This window comes from Verrucosispora sp. SN26_14.1, assembly GCF_004307965.1.
Taxonomy (GTDB): Bacteria; Actinomycetota; Actinomycetes; order Mycobacteriales; family Micromonosporaceae; genus Micromonospora.
Window position 1 is genome coordinate 13,456 of sequence record NZ_SISL01000003.1, and the last position, 21,605, is coordinate 35,060.

The following is a 21,605-nucleotide window of genomic DNA, read 5'->3' on the forward strand; positions in this document are numbered from 1 at the left end:
GTGCTGACGCAGACGCGTGCGGAGTTGTCGGCGGCGGAGAACGCCCTCCAACGGGCCGGAGAGGTGCTCCGCTCGTCGGCGTACCAGCATCGGTCCCTGGAGACCGAACTGCGCGGCCTCGACCGTCGGATCGCACGGTTGTCCGCGACGGTGACCGACGGCGCGGCGGCGTCCGAGCTCGCCACCCTCCGCCGGGAGCGCGACAGGGTCACGAACGCGTTGCCGGCTGCCGTCGCGCATGAAGCCCATGCGTTGGACGAGTTGAGCTTGCGACGCGACGTCGACGCCCGGCTACGGGACGGTCTTGAACGTCTTGTCGCCGATCCGTCGGGGTCGGCACGGCTGGCGACCGTCCGGCGGGCCTGGTTCGCGATCGCCATCGAGCTCGGTGTCGAGCCGGGTGCCCTCGAAGTGATGAGCGGTGAGGTCGCTGCGGTGGCGGTCGGGCGCGGTGACGCCTCGCCGACGGAGTTCCTGGCCGACCTGCGGCAGCGGCTACGGCCGCTCGGGGTGTTCACCGACAACGACCTGGCGCTGCTGGCCGGCCTCGGTCGGCGGATGGCGCTGGGTCCGTCCGACGTACCCGCCCTCGCGTGGCTCAACGACCGGGGTGTGCCGCTCGAGTTGGTGGACGGCCTTCCGGACGAGTTGGCGAACACGACGGTCACCTGGGCCTCGAAACAGCACCTCCGGGGCGACGACCCGGCATCGGTGGCCCGGGAACTCGGTCTGGCGGGCGCACCGGCGCTGAACGGGCTCGTCGACGTGCTCCGGGACGCCGCCGTGGCGGCCCGGCCGGTGGGTCGCGCCACGCAGCCGTCCGGGGACGACGATCGTGGCCAGTGGTCGGAGTCGATGCAGGACTGGTGGTCCGCCCTGCTGATGATCCGTGACCTGGTGGACGTCGTGGTACGGCGTTCGCCGGTGCCGATCATGAACGCTGAGCAGGGTGCGGCGGTCGCAGCCGGGGTGCTCCGGCTTGCCCAGGAACTGGGCTTCCGGACGCCTCGGCACCTCCTGCGGTATGCCGTGTTGAGTGCGCGGCTAGGCTTCCCGGTCACGACGCTCTCCGCGTACCTGCCGTCGCGGCACATGCGCCTGCAGGTGTACCGGTTGCTCGGCAACCTGCCGATGGCCGAGATCGAGGAGTTCCTGACCGATCTGGTACGGCATCGGCCGGTGGACCTCCAGCAGGGCGGGAACGTCTCGGTACCGCGCCCGGTGGGAGAGCGGGAGGCAGCCGCGTGGGCCTCCCGGTTCGGTGTGTCGGCCGACGCCATCCGGACGGCGGCAGCGAGTCCCCTGGTGGACCTGCCTCGCCTGGTCGGGTTGGCCGACCAGATGGGGTTGGCGGGCGAGCAGGCGCAGTGGCTGTGGACGGTGACGTCGCAGATCGGCCGGTTGGCGGCCGACCTGCCGAGGCTCGCGTACCGGGCGGGTACGCTGCCGCAGGTCCTGCTCGAATGGAGTTGGCGGATGGACGCCGACCCACGGGACCTGATGCCGTTCCGGTCGGCGCTACGCCTGGTGGCGGCCCCGGACGCGTCGGTGACGTACGCCGACCGGCTCACCGTTCAGGAACTGGTGGCGCACCTACAGAGCACCGTCGCTCACGGGATCGAGGCGTGGTGGTGGGTCCTGTGGGTCGGCGCGCACACGCCGTCCAGCGAGGGGCCTGACGGGCTCACTCCCGGCGAACTGCTGGACCGGATCCGGGCGTACCCGACGGGGATCTTCGAGAGCCCGGGGACAGAGAACGCGTCCGACCTCACCCAGATGGTCGCGGACCTTCCCGAGGACTACACCGCCGGTATCGAGCCGCTCTCGTCCCTGCCGACCGAGCGGAACGCGGACCACTGGTTCGGCGACTGGTTCGAGGAGCGTTTCGCCGTACCCGAAGGCTCCATCACCCGCGACATGGCGAGCCGGCCGTGGCTGAACCATCTCGCGGTGCTCGACGACGCACGCAGGCTCGGGACGGAACCGAGCGAGGCCCTCGATCATGCACGGCGGACCGGTGGCGGTGATCTGACCGTGATGCGGTCGGACGAGCTACCGGACGCTTTCTCCACCCCTGCCCTGACGGACCTGACCCGCCGGTGGGACCTGCGCCTCTACCAACTCGAACCGGTGATGCACCTGCTGGACCACGGCACAGCGGCCATTCCTGCCGACGAGTTGCCGGGACGTCTGCTGGCCCAGGTCTGGGGATCGGTGGAGCGAGTCCCGGCCAGCCAGTCCGCAGCCGTCCTGCCGATTCGGGCCCTGGCGGACATGGCCCTGTCCGCCGACACCTGGCCTCCGATGACCGCCGGTGACGATCCTCGGCTGCTCCGGTGGATGACCGGTGTGACGGGCCTGGACTGGACGACGGACACCGACCCTTCGCGGGCGACCACTCTGCGGCACCTGATCGAGGCCGGATATCTGACCGCACTGGGCAACCTGGCTCGCAGGGTGGGCCTGCCGCAGCACGAACGGGCGGCGCTCGCGAGCCGGCTGCGGATCAGCCAGGAGTGGGTGACGGCGCTCAGCCTCCGGATCGGCTCGGTGCCGACGCGCATCGTCGAGCAGGCCGCCCTGCTGGGCGTGGCGGACCCCGCGCGCCTGTTCGCGCTCGCCTCCCTGCTCGGCGTCGACCCCCGCATCCTCGGCCCCGACGACGATCTCGGACGACTCAACGGCACACCCGGATCGGACCGCCTCGGTGCGGCGGGCGAGGTCGCCGCCTCGATCCGGGCCCGGCCCGACTGGCCGACCCGACGGATGCACGGCACCCTGACCGACGATCTGTTCCGGGTCGTGCAGTCGTCCGAGGTCGCACCGGCCCAGGTGGTGACGCTGCTGCGCAGGCTGCCGCAGCTCCTGAACGACGACGGTTCGTGGCTCGGTCTGCCTCGGCTGCTGAGGATCGCGGTGCGGCTGGGCGGGCGGCCTGAGCCGGTGGCGCTGTACGCCAACACGAACCGGCCGCCGTTCGTTCCCGGCCGCCCACAACCCACCGACGAGCAGGTGATCGCCGCCTACCAGGAGTGGACGGAGCGCCTGCGCGACAGGTACGGGCTCGACCCGATCGACGTGTGGCGGGTGTGGAACGGCGACGGTTCCGCGATTCTCGCGCGGGGCGACGTCGCCGAGATCCGCCTCGCGGCGATCCAGCACGCGGGCAACGACCTGGCGGGAATGACGAGCCGCCTGGCCGCGAACACCGGTCAGGACGTGTTGGATGCCATCGAGACGGTGACACGCGGATCAATCCGTGGTGCCCGGGTGCCGTTCCTGCCGGACGTCGCGGTGCCCGACGGGGTGCACATCAGGTTCAGGGTGCGCCAACTGGCGGATGGACCGCGCGCGCGGCTGGCGAGGATTCTCGACGGTGTTCCCGGTGCCGCCTTCCAGCAAGGCGGATTGAGTTGGGACCACGTCAGCTTCACGTTCGCCTCAGACGGCGGTGGCTGGGCAGACCTGACGAAGGTGCTGAGAGCCTTCGGACCGAATCCCGGCAATCGGCCGCGCCAGGTGCACGTGGACGTGCGTCACGGGTACGGAACGGACCGCGCCGCCTACCTCCGACTCGCGCACCTCTACTACTCGCACAGCGACGTCCTGACCACCGCCGGAGTGGCACCCTTCGACGACCTCGACGTCTATCGCGCGCAGTTGAGCCTTCCGCAGTTCCCGACGTACGAGCACTTCCTCGCCTACCACGGCGCTGAGCGCGGAGCGTTGTGGATCGGCGCCGCACCGCGATCCGGCGACGTCATCCGGTTCAGGACCGGGATGGACGCGCCAACCGATCCCGGCACCGTCCAGGCGCGCGTGTTGATGATCGCGGAACTCGTCCGGTCGGCCCGACGCCCGATCGAGGACGCCGCCCTCTGGGCCCGGCAGTTCGAGCTTCCCGGGGCCCGCCGTCGTGCTCGCGATGGCGGCGCCGCGCGGGAGTTGGGAGCCGATGGGCGCTGGCTGGCCTCGCTGCACGCCGATCCGGCACTACGGGCCCAGGCTGCCCTGCTGATCCTGGCCGGTAGGGACGAGCCGTACCAGTACGGGTCTTCCCGGCCGGCCGTGCCGGGGCTGGGTCCGGTGTGGTCCGATCCCGTCGTCACGTCCGCGTCCGCCGCGACGTCGGTGGCGTCGAGCCCGGCCTCGGTGGACGACGACGGCGACGTGGAGATGGACGGCAGTCCGCCCGACCCGACCGAGGCGCCGGTGGCGGTCGGATCCTCGCCGCCCGCGCTCGTACCGTCCGCAGCGTTTCCCCTGGCGTACGACCAGGAGAGCCTGACCGCACCGGATCCGGCGGTGCCGAATCCGGCGGCGGAGGCGGCGACCCGCCTGGTCCGCACGTACGTGCGGAGACTCTCGCGGAGCCGCTGGGAGGTGGTCGGTACGCCGGGCCGATCGGCCGAGCGGTTGACCGAGTTGCTCTCCACCGAGCGCCTCAAGGACCTGTCTCCCGCGCAGCTTCGAGCCGGTGTGACCATGCGGCCGAGTCGTTCCGGAGAAGGCGGGGACGAGCGGTTCCGGTTGGTCGTGCAGACCGAGCCGGCCGGTGCCTACCGGCATGTCGAGTCGGCCGACGGTGCGCACCGATACGCGTCCTCGCTGCTGGTGACGGTGCGACTGGAGCACACCGGGCCGGTGCCGGCGGGGAGCACGGGCTCCGAACCGGTCACGGATCTGCCGCAGACCCGCGCGGTGCTGCTCGACCAGCGGGTCACGGTGGCGGACGAGGTGCTGGCGCAGCCGATGCCCCGGACGGCTCCCACCGGCGTCGAGCGGGTGCCGGCGCTGCCCGATGGCCCGCAGGAGACGCTCCGCGCGCTCGGCCTACGGCCGCAGTCGGTGACCGAGCACGACGTGCGGAACGGACAGGTCCGGGTCAGCGCGATCGCCCCGACGGCGGCGCGGACGCTGCACGACGCGGTGGTCGCGGAACTGCGCTCGGGTCGTTGGGCGGTGCACCGGCCGGCGGGTGCCTCGGGTGGCGTGCGGGACCACCCGGTGCTGGCCGACCCGGCCGGGGTGGACGGGATCCATCACGCGCTCTCCGCGCCGGGACTGACCGCGCTGCTGCCCGGTGCGCTCGGCGGACCGGGCGCGGCGGCCGGTCCGCTCCGGGTCGAGCTGGCGATGTTCGGCGGGGTGCGGCTGGGCCGGTCCGGCCGAGGCGAGACCGCGCGCGAGCGGATCCGGGTCGGCCTGCTGGCGCAGGTGACTCCGGCGGGTTCGCCGGACGCGTCACCACTGGCGATCCGCCTGGACGACGCGGTGGAGCTGTCGGTGTCGCCCGACACCGCCGACCGGATCCAGCGTGACGCCCGTCCCCTGCACGAGGAGTCGCCCACCTACGAGCGGAAGTCACCGTCGGTGTCGGGGCTGAACGCCGAGCAGCAGGCCATGCTCACCGACGCGCTCGGCGGCTCCGACGCCTGGGACCACCTGCTGAGGAGTCAACCGAACGGGTTCGACGGCGCCGCGTTCCTGCGGTTGGCCGGGGCGCTGGCGGTGCTCGACGAGAACGGTCAGGTCGCCGACGCTGACCGGCTGAACCGGATGGTGCGCTGGGTGCAGCTCATCGAGCGGGTGCCGGAGCCGTCCCAGATCGAGCCGCTGGCGTTGGCGGCGGTGCTGACCCAGGCGCGCGCCGCGTTGGCGCACGCGGAGGCCGAACTGGTCCAGGCCGAGAAGACGCACTGGTCGGCGGAGTACCAGCACCGATACTGGCAGTCCAAGGCGACCGGCCTCGACCAGAAGGCGGAAGGTCTCCGGGGTCACGCGGAGGAACTGCGACGTCGGGTGCACCCACACCAGGAGTCGCTTCCCGACGCTGCGGCACCGGTCACGCGACTCGCCGACGTGCAGGCGGAACTGGCGACGGTGTCGGCGGACGTCGACAAGGTGCGCGCCGCGTTGGCCGGCGCCGCCGATGAGAGACGTCGTGCGGCGCGGGAAGTAGCCGCACTTCGCATCGAGGTCGCCGGACTCCGCCGGGAACTGGCGTCGCTGCGCGCGAACCCGTCGAGTGCGGTGCAGGTGCCCGTGGTCCGGCAGGCATGGTTCGCGCTCGCCGTCGAACTCGGCGTGGACCCGTACGCGCTCGAGGTGTTCGGTGGCGTGCTGGCCGCGACGATGGTCGGGCGGAGTGAGATCGCGGCCGGGGAACTGTCGGCCGAGCTGCGACGGCGGCTACGTCAGTACGGGGTGTACACCGACAACGACCTGATCATGTTGGCGGATGTCGGCAGGCGGCTGATCCTGGATCCGGCTGACCTACCCGTCCTGCGGTGGCTCAACGACCGGGGCGTGTCGTTGGAGTTGTTGGAGGCGTTGCCGGCCGACCTGTTGGTCACGGCCTTCAACTGGGCGTGGGAGCAGCATCATCGTGGTGATCCGGCTGCGGTGCCGGAACTCGGCCATCGCGAATCCGGTGAGCCGGACGGTTGGCCCGCTCTGCTGAGCGGTCGCCTCGGCTTCCCGATCACGTCGCTGCTGGCGGACTCGTCGTCCCGGCACCTGAAGCTGCTGCTCTACCGGATGCTCAGCGACCGACCGATGGACGACGTCAGCAGGTTCCTCGACTCGCTGACGCCGCCTCCGTCGTACCGCAGCGTGCCCCCGGTCAGCGAGGAACAGGCGGCCCGGTGGGCGGCCCGGTTCGGGGTGACCGCCGACGAGGTGCGGGTCCTGGCCGCGAACGCCTGGGCCGACCTGCCCCGCATGGTCGGTCTGGCCGAGCGGATGGCACTGGACGACGGCGAGGCGCACTGGCTGTTCGACCTGACCCGCACGATCGGCCGGGTGGCCACCGACTTGCCGAGACTGGCGTATCGGATGGGCGTGCGGCCGCAGGTCGTGCTCGAATGGAGTTGGCGGATGGCGGCCGACTCGCGGGACCTGATGCCGTTCCGGTCGGCGGTGCGTCTGCTGCCGACCACTCCGCCGCCGGTACCGGCGGAGAACCGGCTCTCCGTCGCGGAACTGGTGTCGAACCTTCGGGACAGCCTCGACACCGTGACCGACGCGCCGTGGTGGGCGTTGTGGATCGCCACGCACACCCCGTCGACCCTGGGTCCCGACGGACTGACGCCGGGAGAGCTGTACGACCTGCTGGGTGAGGAGACGCAACACGTCTTCGTGTATCCGGGGACGCTGAGCGCGGTGAACCTCCTCGACCGCATCAGGGATCCGTACCGGCCCCTTCGGGACTACGCGGAGATCAGCCCGTTGCCCGCCGAGCGGGCCGCCGACCAGTGGTTCGCCACGTGGTTCGGTGAGCAGTTCGGCGTTGGTGAGATGGTCATCCACCACGACCTGATGAGGCGGCCAGGTCTGGACCACCTCGCGGTACTCGACGAGGCCGCCAGGATGGAGGTGGAGCCGTCCAGGCCCCTCGAGTACGCCCGGTGGTCAGGCGGCGGGGACCTGGCAGCGACGCGTGCGTTCGGGTTGCCCGCCGGCGAGCCCCAGGCCGGGCTGATCGAGTTGGCCACTCAGTGGGGCGTGCACCTGCACCAACTCACACCGATCGTCCCCGTGCTGCCTCGGGAAGCCGATTTCTGGGCGCAGGGTGTCGAGCCGGTCATGACGAGCGTGCTGACCCGGATCTGGGGCGGTGCGGAGTCGATCCCGGCGGACAGCTATGAGGCGACGAACCTGCTGCTGACGTTCCTGACCGACCAGGGGATCAGGGCGGATCGCGATTGGGTGTCCAGCGCCCATTCTCTGCGGGGGCTGTGGCTCACCTGGCAGTGGGGACTGGACTCCACTGCGGAGACGGAGAGCTTGAGACTCTTCGACGAGTTGTCCTCGCAGAGTAATGGCAGTTACCTGGAACTGCTGCGAGAACTCGCGAATCGGATGAACCTGTCTAAGCTGGCGCGGACGGCATTGGCCGACCGGCTGGGGATCAGCACGGGCTGGGTGGACGCCTTCAGCCTCCGGATCGGGACGGTGCCCGACGGGGTCGTCGACCAGGCCCGCCGCCTGGGGGTGACCGATCCGGCCCGGCTGTTCGCCCTCGCCGCCATGCTCGGCGTCGACCCGAGGGTGCTCGGACCCGAAGACGGTCTCGACCGGCTGAACGAGGACTCCGGCGACGCTCGCTTCGATGTCGCGTACGACGTCGCCACGTCGATCCGGGCCCGCTCCGACTGGCCGGGGCGGTCGTCGGGCGACACGATCACCGATCGGCTGTTCCGGTTGGTGAAGCGGTCGTGGACCATCCCGTCGAACCTTCCGACCCTGCTCAACGACGACGGCAGTTGGCTCGGTGTCGACCGGTTGCTGGAGGTCGCAGAGCGGCTGCACACTGCACCGGAGTCGGTGGCTCTGTACGCGAACACCCAGCGGCCACCGGCCGTGTCGGGCGATGGGCAGCCCACGACCGAGCAGGTGGTCACGGACTACCAGGCGTGGGCGGAGTCCGTATACCAGAAGTACGCCCTCGGTCCGAAGCAGCTCTGGCGGGTCTGGAACCGGGAGGGCACGGCGTCTCTCCACCGTTACCACGTCCGCGCGATCCAGGCCGCCGCGCTGGCGTCCGCAGAGCCCACCGAGGCCACCGAACTGTTCGACCGGTTCACCGCCGGTGCCAACCCGCTCCGGGCGGTAGAGGAGCTGGCGCGGGCGCGCGTACCCGGCGCCTGGCTGGTGCCGTTCCAGCCGGAGGCACCCGAGCCGGCCGGGGTGACGATCTGGCTGTCGCTGCGGTTGTCCACCGGCGGACAGTCCCGTGAGCTGCAAGAACAGGTGGCAGAGTATCCCGGCGCCATTCTGCTGGGGAACGATCTGCTCTACGAGTTCGGCGCCGGTCGCGGCGACTGGGCTGGACTGGCCCGCCTGGTGGAGATCGTCCCTCGGCAGGTCGCCGGGGAGTCCGTGATGATCTCCGTGCGGTCCGGGTACGGCATGGACGCGGCCGCCTACCTCCGGCTGGCTCACCTCTATCACACGCAGGCCGACGTGTTGACGATTGCCGGACTGACCCCCTTCACCGACGAGAGCGCCTACGCGGCCAGAGAGTTCGACTCCTTCGAGGAGTTCCTCGGGCACCACCGCGATGGCTCACTCCTCATTCGCGCGAACTGGCGCTCCGGCGACCATGTCGCGTTCGTCCTGGCTCCCGGTCAGGTCTCGCCCGGTGTCCTGCAGGCCCGCGTGCGGATCGCGGTGGAACTCGTCCGGACCGCCCGGCAGCCGTTGTCGCCCCAGTGGTGGAGCCAGCGTTTCACCGGCCCCGGCTTCCAGGACCCGTCGCGGGCGGGCGGCCCACGCCGACTCGGGGACCGGGCACACCGACTGATCGAGCTGCTCCCCGATCCAGCGCTGCGGGTCCGAGCGGCCGGGCTCGTTCTCGGCGGCCCACAGGTCCGCCACCACGCCGAACCACAGGCATCGGGGCTGGGGCGGGTACTCGCCGATCCCACCCTCGCCCACACGTCGTTCGCGGCGCCACCGATGCCGAGCCCGGATCGCGTACGCGAGATCCTCGCCTCCGACCCGTCGACGTCCGGCCTCGACGTCGAAGCTCTGACCGCCCGGCTGAGCAACGCCACCGACGAGCGGGACGAGCGGGTCAGCTGGCAGGAGGCGGTGCTCCGCGCGGCGATCCACGGGAGGGTGGATCTCGCCGGCCTGCTGACCGGGCAGCTCTGGCCGGTTCTGGCCCGCCAGCTGATCACCGGCCGGATGGCGCTACCCGACGAGGTCGTCCGGACGGCGTACCGCTTCGTCGCCCAGACCTCGGACGCGGACTGGACGAGCCTGCTCTCCGAGCGGATGCCGCGGCCACTGTGGAACCTCACGGCGCCGAACCGGGTGGACGAGGAGGCCGCGGACGGGCGGGGCGACTGGCCCGACCTTGGTGTGCCCGGAGCGCGACCGCCCGCGCAGAGTCTGGTGCCATGGTTGCGGGGCCGTGTCTCGGTCGGCGAGGACCCGCTGCCGTACCTCGTCGAGAACGCGTTGGATGGTCTGGCGGGACCCGACACGGGCACCACGTTCGGCCTGCAGCTCGTCATCGAACAGCAGGATTCCGCAGACGCCGCGTCGCACGGTGCGTACGGTGAGATCAGCTACTACATGACCCCGGTGTGGCAGGGCCTCCGGGAAGCCGTACCCGGTGTGGGGCTGATCAGCGAGGTGGTGCACCCAGGGGGGTACCGACTCACGGCACAGGGACTGGTGGACAGCCCTGCGGTGTGGCGGGCCCTCGGTCTGTTGATCGACACGGTGCGGAATCTGACCGCCCGGGCAGAGCTGCCGCTCACCATCGACGTCGAGACCGCCGCCACGCGAAGCGGACTCTTCTCGCCCGAGGCCCTCGACCGGGCCGCCGAGACGTACTCGGAACTCCTGCAGCGGATGTCGTCCGGCCCGGACGGCGCCGCCGTCAGCACGCGGACCGACTCGGAGCGCATGTTCGAGAGCACCGGCGACGGTGTGCGCACCACATCGATGCCGCTGCACCTCGCGTTCGGGCTGGCCGGACTACAGGCCCGGCTGCGGGTCGTGCTCGCACTGGTCCGGGCGGCGGAACGCGGCGGTGCGGGGACCGACGGGGGCGTCCCGTCGCTCGGTGACGGGACCGGGCGGTTCGATCCCGACCTGGTCTGGCTCGACGACTGGCTGCTCGACCTGTCCGGCTGGACGGATCTGCACGCCCTGCTGGACACGCTGGACCTGGACCCGCCGGGAGCCGTGCAGGTCGCGACGCTGTTCCAGCTGACGTCGTGGTATCCGCCCGGCGAGGAACGAGTAGGACTACCGCGTGGGATCCGGTGGATGCCGGATGTGCCGCTGCTCACGCTCGACGAGGAACACCCGGCCGCGTTCCTCGCTGCGGTCGTGGAGAGCAACCCGGAGACCCCTGTCCGGGACATCGTGCGGGAGCGGGCTTCGCACCGACTGCCGCTGCGGTTCCGGCACGGGCTCTACGCTCGGTTCCACGCGTTCGCCGCCGCGCTCTCACCCGACGCGGACCTCGGATCCGCACGCGCCGTGCGGCGCAGGGCAGCCGCGAGAGTGTGGAACGAGCTGGACCGCAGCAACGAGCCGGTGAGCGTGTGGCACGAACGGTTCCAGGCGCAGAACCGGCTATCGGCGTGGACCTCACCCACCTCAGTCCCGGCCGTCCCCGACGCGTACGAGTCGGCCCGCTCGGTCTGGCTGGCCACTCCGGCCCGTCCGGAGGCCGCCACCGCGGAGGACGTCGCGGCGCTCCGGACCGCAGCCGGCTGGTTGGACACCGTGCCGTCCGATTCCGCCGCGCGCCTGCAGCACCACATCGGCACATGGCTGGCACGACAGGACCCGGATCGGTTCTCCGTGTCAATGCCCGAGATGCAGGTGCGGCCGGGCCGGTGGGCGCAGCACGGTCTCCTCGGTGCCGTCATCGACGCCGCCCGGTGGCAGGGTGTCCGCCTGCCGTCCGGTGTCCGCGCACCGGGGCGACTCCGCCGCCACGTGCTGGCGCAGATCGCGCAGCACGACGACCTCGTCCGCGACCTGCTCGGCGCGGGACCGACACAGCTCGCCGAGGAGGTGCCGCCCGGAGCGTTCGTCGATCTGGTGTCGAGCCTCCCGGCGGCGGCCCCGGCGCCCGAACCGACCGCGCATCGACGGAGCATCGTCGAGGAGAACGTCCGGCGCGAGCATCCGGGGATCAGCGATCAGGAGTTCGCGCACCGGGTCCAGGCCGCGCTGGACGGATGGCTACCCGAGAACCGGCGGCAACACCTGCGCGGCCGGTTGCTCCAGACGCAGGAAACGGCAGCTCAGGTGCGCCAGGCCGTGATGGCCAGCGTCGGACCGCGTCCGACGCTGGCCGCCGCGTTGCGGCGTGCCATCGACGGCCGGGCGGGCGATCTGGCGGGTTACCTGGGTTCCTGGGAATCCCGCAGTCCGACGGCGAGCCGGCACCTGGTCGTCCTCCTGGCTCGTGCACTCGACATCGACGTCGTGATCCGCAGCGGTGCGATCGCCGAGAGCACCAATCCGGGCGCGCGTCCGGTCCTGCACCTGGACCGGTCGGCCGGCACGGCGTACCGGCCGTTGTCGCCGGTCGGGACCGAAGCATCGACTCCCTCCGGGACGCCGAACCTGCCGCGGCTCGACGCCGCCGACCCCGAGCTGACCACCGAGGTGCGTGCCCGGGCCCGTGACCAGTACGCGGCGCTCGCCGGTGGCGACCCCGCGCGGTCGCAGGCGTGGACGGCGCTGACGGACCTGCTGACCGACTGGGTCGGCCTTCCTGAACTCGCCGTCGAGGTGGTGCCGGGGTTCGGCTCAGGTGTGAACTACTCACAGTGGGCGGTGCAACTCGGTCCCAGTTCGGTCGACCACGACCTCGGCGCGCTGTTCGCCGAGATTCTGCGCGCCGAGCAGCGGATGCTCGTGGAGCAGGCGTCGTACGCGGGGAGCGCGAACAGCGAGTCGTTCGTCAGCCCCTTCACCGAAGATCGTGTCCGGCGTCTCATGCGACAGACGCTCATTCCCGGCGATCGCCGCTTCGGTCCGGCGGTGCAGATGTGGTCCCCGGAGGACGAAGGGCAGCGAGCTGAGCTGCACGCCGCATTGTCGGCCGCCGATCGCTGGTTGATCGCCGAGAATGCGCTCACCGCCGGGGGCGGTCAGGTCTCGGCACGACTGCGGGGACGCCTGGTGCGTGACCGCAGCCGGGTCGAACGGTTCCACGCCGACGCCCTCGCCATGCTGCACAACCAGCCGATCGAGACGCATGTCCGGGCCCTGCAGGCCCGGCTGAGTGCCGGCGGTTCCGTCCGGGACTGGCGGGTGGGGCCCGACATCCAGGTCGACCCGGACTCGGGCGTCGAGGTGACGTGGTTCGGTGCGGCGGGCGTCCAGCTCCGACCGGCGGGCGGTGCCGTCGCGCCACAGCACCGTCTGGTGCATCCCGAGCGGCCGATCGTGCTGGTGCACGCGACCTCGATAGCCGAGGCCGCACAGATCCTCGGGCGGGTGGCCGCCGGACTACCGGCGAACGCCCTCATCGAGCTGGTCATGCCCCGTCCGGTGGACGTGACCCGGGCGATCACCCTGGCCGGTCTGCTGCACGCCGACCAGGAGCTGGCACTGCGGCCGGACCTGATCACCCGTGGGGCACGGGAAGACCACCTCGTCGGGTACTCGCGGGCACACACTCGGGCGGTCGAGCCGTTCGTCTCCTACTACACCGTGCACACCGAGCCGCAGGCCGAACCGCTGTCGGTGTCGTACCTGAGGCAGCTGCCCCACCTGGGCGGCGGTCGGTTCGCCCTCGTGCCGGGCTGGACGGTGGTTGCCGAACCGCATCGGATCTGGATCCGGCCCGACGACGTCGGCGACACCGTGCCCACCTTCGGCCACGAGTCGGTCGCCATCGGCAGTCCCGGAGCCTCCGTGCCGTGGACGGTCGTCCGGCTCGGAATCTGGTTCACCACGTGGTGGGCCGCGCAGAACGGCATGAACATCGGTGATGGTCTGTGGAAGGTGTACGGGAACGTCGCCTCGCCACCGGCGATCCGCAGGCTCCGTGACGTGATCGCCGCCGACCCGGTGGACGCGATGGTGTGGACTTCCGCCTTCACTGTCGTCGACCTCGACGGGATCGATCATCGCCTCGGCGGCGAGGACGGCTTCCTGCCGTTCCTGCTGCTCGACCAACTGATCGGCGTCGCGGGCGGCGACGGCGACACCGACCCGGACCGGGCCGTCGAACTGCTGACCGAGCTGACGCGTCGGCTCGGCCTGCACGACGGCGGTGAGGGCGACGAACCCGACCGGGTTGCCCGGATCTCTCTGCTGGGCATCGCACTCGGCGTGCACGAGGCGCACGGCATGGCGGGGCTCACGGAGGACCGTCTCAGGGCCGTGGTGGACGAGGAGCGGCTCAGTAACACCGAGACGGACCCGGACGACTCGGACGACGGCTCGATGGACGCCAGCGCGCCCGCGCCGGCCGAGGAACCGGTGTCGGTCGCCGCCCCCGGGGAGGCCCCCGGGGAGGCCCCCGGGGACGACATCGGGTGGCAGCTTGACGCCGACGGCACGTACAAGCATCCCGACAACGAAGCCGACGACCTTCCCGAAGCACTGCGCGAGAACCGGTCGTCGCCGCTCAACGAGGTGGGCTTCCTGGCGGCGCTGCGTCGCCTGGTGATCGCCCGGACTGCGCCGGAGCAGGTGCCGACGGAGAACGAGTGGGTCGACCACCTGCTGCGTCGAGCCACCCGGGACATGGAACTGGCCGATGGTCGGTTCACCCCCAGCCTGACCGAGGTATCGCAGCGTCTGATGTCCCGCGAGCCGGATTTCCGGCTGCAGTTCTTCGTGCGGGAGGCGAACGACGCCCCCGTCAGGGCGCAACCGGTGCAGGGCGACAGCGGTGACGTCTTCTACCTCTACCACGACGTAGACGGAGACTCTTTCGACATCTACTTCCTCGGTGAGGCCGCCCGCCTGATCGAGGACATCGCACGACCCGAGCCGGTGCCCGGCCTCGCGCGTCGGATCCGGCAGGCACGACTCGGCATCCCCGCCACGGTGACGCCGGGCGGACGGTACGCGTCCGACTCCGCCAGCGGCTACGACCCGACTGCGGCGACCGCGACGGCCCGGCAGTGGCGTCGCACCGTCCTCTGGCTGCGGTCGCTCGCCGTGGACGGGACACCACTGGTCGAGCAGGAGGTGATCGAGCAGATCGACCTGCTGCACGGCGAATCGCGGACCGTGATGGAGGCCGGCTGGTCCGTGCTCCGGCGGCGGATCGGCCAGGCATGGCAGTGGGCGACGCGACCCGGTGTCGAGATGCAGACCCCCGGCAACGGCCCGCGAGAGCACGCGGGCCGGCTGGCCGGTGGGCTCCACGCGGACCTGGCCACCTTCCGGGGTGAGCTGGCCGAGGCGGTCGACGCGGCCACGCAGGAGAGCCCGGAGAGCCAATCGGGGGGCCGTCGGGGGTCCGCGTTCAGCGCGGTGGGGTCGGAGCCGTTGTCGGCTGACGTGTCATCGGTCCTGGTGGCGCCGATGCGGGACACCGGCGGTTGGGACCTGCGCCCGGACGGCGGCTACCAGGCGGGGGAGGCCGCCGGACTGCCCACGGGTCTGTGGTTCGACGACTCGGACGCACGCTCCGAGCAGAGCGAGGACGACCTGCTCCGGGTGGGGCGCGAGTTGCTGGCCGCCGGGGCCCGGCCGGCACGGATGCCCACGTTGCGGGAGCTCCGGGATGCCGGGCCACCGGCCGGGTCGACGGCCCCCGAACCGGAGCGGTGGGACGAGCAGCTCTACGCGTGGCTCGGGGCGGCGGCGGCCAGCGGGGGTGGCGTGCCGTTCCGGCTGCAGGCATTCGAGCGGGATGCTTCGGGTCGCATCCTGGCGTACCCGGTGCAGGGCGAGACCGGCGACGTGGTGTTCGCATACCTGCAGGGGGAGAGGCTGTATCGGCTGCGCGGGTGGGCAGTCACCTCGACGGGCGGATATCAGGAGAACACCGCTTCGGAACTCCCGCCCGGACTGTCGGTCGTCAACGTCGGAGCGTCCGAATGGGGCAGCCAGATCCTGTACACGGTGCAGATCCTGTTGACGCAGGCGATGGGTGCGAGCCGCTCACCGGAGCCCGGCGAGATGCTGGTGAAGTTGGCGTCCTACGCGGACCAGATCTGGCCCAGGCAGGTCTTCCGGCTGCTGCGTTGGGCGGTCAAACAGTTCGCGGGTGAGACGCCGTTCCGGTTGCAGGCGTTCGAGGACGCCGAGCGAGGTGTGTACCGGGCGTACCCGATCGAGGGTGACTCCGGGCCGCTCATGTTCGTCTACCGGTCGGCGTTCGGCGAGATCCTCCCGCTGCGCATGCGGGAATGGGCGAGGTCCGGCAACGGTGGCTACGAACCGGTCCCCGGCGTTCGGGCTGTCCGTCTGCCGGACGGCCTGAACGCCGGTGCCAGCACCGGCGCTGACGCTTTTGGGCTGGCTGACGCGGTGGCCCGACTGATGACCGTGCACGGACACCCGGCGACCGGCGAGGGGCTGTGGCGGCACCTCATCGACGGGGATGCCGTACCCGCAGGCACGGGGCCGGCCCCACCCGCCGACGCCGCCCTGCTCGGGGTGATGGGGCAGGAGTTCGGCTTCCGGACGCAGGTCTTCGTGACCGACGGCGAGACCGTCACCACCGAACCGGTCCAGGGCGAACTCGGTCCGCTCTTCCACCTGGTGCGTGACTCCCACGACGGCACGTACGCCCCGCTCTGGTCCGGGCCGTCGACCCATCTGCTGCCGGCACCGACGGCGCCGCCGCACGACGACCTCTGGCCGGTGACCGACGACGGTGAGTACCAGCGGGAGGGGACTGCTCCCCGACTGCCGCAGGCGCTGTCGCCGGGCATGGGCGGGTCGTCGTCGCGGGCCGTGCTGCAGGCGATGCGGGAGTTGGTGGTGGCCACCGGTGTCCAGCGGGTGCCGACCTCGGCACGCCTGTTGCAGTTCGCCGGAGCGGTACCCGCCGGACTGGACTGGGACCAGGAGATCTTCGAGTGGCTCCAGCTCACCGTCCGTGGCCTCGGCGGCAGCGAGGCGTTCCGGTTGCAGGCCTTCGACGAGATTCAGCCGGGCCGGATCAGGTCGTACCCGGCGTGGGGCGAGTCCGGCCCGATGCTGTACCTGCTTCGCACCCACGGCGATCGGTACCACGCGCTGTGGGGCGACCGTCCGGAGCAACTCGTCGTCTCGCTCGACGCCCTCGTACGCCAGGGGCGTCCGGTGGCGGCGGCCGAGGTACGGGACCGACTGACCCGCCTGGGCCGCGCAGACCGTGGCCGGTTCACTCGTCGCTGGTCGCAGCTCAGCGACCGGATCGAGCGGGCACGGCGCAGCCTGAGCGCACGCCAGGAACTGGCCTTCGGCGGTGAGAACGAATGGGCCCGTACCGTCGGGCAGGCACTGGCACTGCTCCGGGCGGACCTGAGTCGGTTCGATGGCGAGCTGGAACGGGCGGTGGCCGACGCGGAGCTGACCTCCTGGTTCGGGTTCGGGGCAGACCTGTCCGACTGGCACCGGCAGGTGTGGGAGCTGTTGAGCAGGTTGGCCGGTGTCGACGGCGGCTTCGGGGGCTGGCTGTCGGAGACCGCGCGGGCGATCGGCCTCTACCACCAGCCGAGCACCGCGCAGTGGGGACAGGAGATGTCCCGGCTACGTCCGTGGGGTCGGCGGCCGGACGTTCCGATCTGGGCCCGGCGGCGCCTGTTCCACATCGTCGGTCTCACCGAGGAGCTGTACCCGGGACGGCTCGCCGAGGGCAGCCCGACGCAGCGTGCCGCCCTGTTGCAGCGGGTGCGGCGGCTGGTGGACGCGCTCCGCCGGGACCCGCTGTGGCGGCGGACGCCGGGTGTGCAGGATCGGGTGCGTCCGGAGTTCCTGATCGCCCTGCTGCGCGGCTGGCAGAGGTCCTCCGCCGAACGGCCGATCACGAACGACGACCTCCGTGCGCTCGTGGACGTGGTCGACGAACTCAAGCAGCCGGGGCGGTCGGTTCGGCTGCACCAGGTCCTCAACGCCTGGCAGCAACGGCACCGGGCGGCCACGGCGCAGCACGTGCCCCCCACCGCCGACGAGGCACTCGCCCTGCCCGTCCACCGGATCGCCGACCGGTGGGAGTTGCCGCACCACATGGTCGAGGGTCAGCTCCTCGGTCCGGCCGACGCGACCCTGCTTCCGGCCGAGGCCGCTCAGGTGTTGGAGCTGATCCGGACGGCGGTCGGGGGCGGCGTACCCGACCACGACCCCGGCATGGTGCGGCTGCGCTACGACCTCGAACACCGGTACCGCGACTTCCTCGTCAACGGCAACCGCTACTTCATGCGTCGCGATGGCATCCCGATCGAGCTGCACGTCGGTGCGAAGCTGGTCAACACCCTGGTCGAGGATACGACGACGGGGCCAAGCTCCCGGCGGCTGGACAGCGCCACCATGTCCGCCCGCAAACAGAAGTACCTCAAGAAGTTCCTTCGTCCGCGTACCGTCCACCTTCCGTTCTCGGCGCTGTTCGGTGCCCTGACGGCTGGTTTCGTCGCCGTGCACGTCGCGATCACCCGTAACGAGCCGGCGAGCACCATGAGCAGGTCGAAGGGGATTCTGCACACCCGGATGCTGCGCAGCGGCACCACCGCCACCGCCTTCCGCGCGGACAGCAGATGGACGGTTACCAGCAGCGCCCCCGGTGCGGAACCCGGCCAGGCGGTACGCGGTGAACCGCACAGCCGACTGATGCCGCAGTCGGTCCTGCTCGACGTGCCGGTCTACCTGACGCGTCCGACGGCGTACGCGAAGGGCAAGGCACGAGCGGTCGAACCGTCGGTGTCCGTGTCCGACTCGAGGAGGTCTACCTCCGACATCGCCGAATCGGTGATCTCCGAGTCGAGCCACCAGCAGCCGTCCCCACGGTTGCGTCAGGGGTCGTGGGGTACGGAGGCAGCAGGCGAGCAGTCGCCGACAGCTCTTTCCCGCCGCAGCTCGACCGACCTGTCCTCGTCGTCGATCGTTCGGCCGTTCAGCGGCTTGAGCCGGAGCGACCGGCCGGGATGGCGCCTCTTCCAGCGGGTGACGTTCCAGACGAGCAAACGTGAGCCGCAGGCCGTCGACCTGAAACAGCTCCGGCGTACCCCCTCCGGGCGGCTGCTCCCGCCATCGAGCGACAAGCAGCCCGTCGGGAAACCGGTGACCGTCGGTGATGTCCCGCCGACGCTCGACTTCCAGGGCGAACTCCCACGGGCGTTCGTCGTCGACGACGTCGGCGACACGACGGCGTTGACCGAGGCGATGACCTCGACGGTGGCGCAGCCCCTTGTGGTGGGCGGCTCCGCCCGTGCCTCGTTGTTCGAGTTCTCCCAGCGGAGCGACGTCGGCAACAGGATCCACGAGATGGTGGACACCTACCAGTACACCCCGGTCCTGGCCGACGACGAGACCCGCAAAGCCATCGGGGCCGAGCGGGTACGAGCGCACTTCGGCCGCGCCCGACTGCTCTCGGTCACCGAGAAGGCAGACGACGTGGCGATGCGTCACATCTTCGCCAGAGTGATCGAGGTGGCTGCCGAGACCGGGGTCATCGACGGACTGAGCGGCACGGTGGGTGCCGGCCCCGGATCGCGTTACCGGGGGCCCGGCCTGACCGTGTCCGGCGGTCTGCGCTGGTTGTTCGCCAAGTCGTTCCGACAGACCCGCGGCGGTGCCACCGGCAGCGGTGCCGTTGGCCAGAAGTTCGCCGAGACCGTCGGCCCGACGGCCCTGTACGCGGTCGAGGTCACGTTCGACGTCGAACCGATGGGTGACGAGCCGGCCGGTCAAGCGGACGTGATCCTCCTCATCCGCATGCAGGTCGAAGAGGCCCAGCGGCTGGCTGACCCGGGCCGGGTGGTCAGCCCGCAGCGAGTGACCGACCTGACGTACCGCTACCAGGGCGAGTCGACCGCACCGCAGGGCGTGGGACGCCTGCCCAGCAACGGCGACGTGGTCCAACCGCCGAAGTACCTGATGAGGGAGCACCCGACCACGATCGGCAGTTCGGTGGTGGCCGACCTGACCGGTATGCGCGAACTGCACGACCGGCTGCTCGGCGAACTCGAGTCGAGCAAGCCGGATCTGTTCCCCGGCTGGCGGACGGTGAAGCCGTCCGGCCGATCCCTGCGGGACATCGATGCGATCGTGCAGAACTACGTCACCCTAGCCGCCGGCCTGGCGCGGACCTCGTCGATCGGCGGTGGCCTGTCACCGCTGATCGGCAACGGCACGCGGATGAGCTTCCGGCAGTTCGGCGTGGTGCACTCCGACTACTACGAGCTCGTGGTCAAGGGGACGCTGAGCAACCGGCGGCACGTCGGAAGCACGAGCCTGATCAAGCCGGTGGACGTCGCGTTCCTGACCGATCTCGTGAATTTCACCCACTCCCGTGAGCAGGCGTACTCGACCGGCCCCGAGATCGCGGTGGCGGTGAAGTCGTTGCTCACCGATATCGGTGGTCGGTTCGGTGTGGTCGGAAAGGTGAGTTGGCCGCGGGTCCGATCCGGCGGGTTCGGCGCGCCGGTGTTGGCGTACCGGTGGTCGAACCGGGCGACCGGAGTGGAGGTGTTCGACTTCGACCTCGACTTCGACGCGCTCTGGTTGCATCACCAGCGCCCCGCGCGGTGGCGGCGATCGGCGCTCGTGGCGTGGGCCAACGGTGGCTGGCGGATACAGGCCAGTCCGCCGGAGCGGCTGTTGGCCGAGGATGAGCCGGCGCGGGGGACGGTGAGTCTGTGGACGCCGTCGGACATGTCCTGGCGCGTCGAGTCCGGCGTCACGCCGGCCACCGTCCCGACCGCGACACACACCGAACCGCTCGAGATCGCCGCCGCCGACGCCCGACTGGCCGTGGGCGGGGCGCGGCCGGAACTGCTGACCCGCGCCTTCCACGTCGACGCGATGGACGTGCCACCGGGGCTGTTGAGCGAACTCGCCCAACGGGCGCTGAGTGACGTCAGCCATGGTTCGCCGATCATGACCATCTCGGGAACTCCGGTGAACGTGGCGCTGACGGAGTCGTTCGAGGAGTCGGCACAGAAGGGACACTCCAGCACACTCACCGCGCCTGGCGGGTTGCAACTGGGCGGTCTGTTCGGAGACGGCAGCTACGCCGACTGGCACGCCGGAGTGGCGGCGCGGATCACGCCGGTGAACTGGCGACTGGAGCACTACATCGAGTCGCTGGTCGTCGAGGACTACTACCGGGGCACCAGCGGCGCGCACGCGTCCCGAGGCGGTGGCATCAAGTGGACGGGTGGCGTGGTGGTCGGGCCCGGCTGGACCCCCGACCACCCCGGTGGGCGGTTCGCCGGCCGTCTCTTCGGCAACTACTACTACGACCGGGAGCGGATCCGGGCCGAGCGTCGGGAGGTCACCGGCGCGCAGGAGCGCAACCGGTCGCACACCGGCCGATACCTGGTGCTGAAGGCGGACCTGGAGTACATCGCCCTCGCCACCGCCAGATGGGGCAACCTGCTCACCGAACTACCCCTCGTCGAGGACCTGCTGACGATGCTCCCCGACGGACGAGGTCCGCTGCTGCGGTCGTCGGCCTGGCAGGCGACGGTCCCCGACGGGCTGTACGTGTACGTCGCCGAGTCAGACCTTCAGGACCTGGCTCTGTTGATCGGCCCCGCGGATCCGACGACGGCGGGATTCCTGGCGGGACTGCTGCCGCCGCCGCTGGGACGGGAGCGGGCCTGGCGGGCGCCCGAGCCGATGCGGCTCGGGCAGGGCCTGACGGTCAACGTCCTGGAAGACAAGATCGACCTCGATGAGCTGAAGGCGTTGCTCCACGACCGTCTCGCCGGGCAGATCCGGGGAGTGCTGCCCGCCGATCTCGCCGACGACGTGCTCGGTGGTCTGCGGCACCTGCTGGCCGGGCTCCGCGCCGACGGCGTCAACGCCTTCCTCGACGACCTGCTCGAAGACGGGATCCCGCTGGTGCTGCGCCGGCGGGCGTACCTCGGACGGCGAGTCGTGCAGGTCTCGGTGCGGGTGCGGCAGGAGGGCGAACCCGTCTTCCGGGACCTGCGACACGACGTCAG

Annotated in this window: 1 protein-coding gene (running past both ends of the window); it reads left to right on the plus strand. The window is 71.1% G+C overall.

Every position in this 21,605-nt window falls within one protein-coding gene, locus tag EYA84_RS00580, for a hypothetical protein (protein ID WP_131051001.1), read on the plus strand. The gene is 49,845 nt long; 13,146 of those nucleotides lie to the left of the window and 15,094 to its right, leaving coding positions 13,147-34,751 in view, spanning codon 4,383 (complete) through codon 11,584 (partial); the first codon wholly inside the window starts at position 1. Both codon boundaries (start and stop) fall beyond the window edges.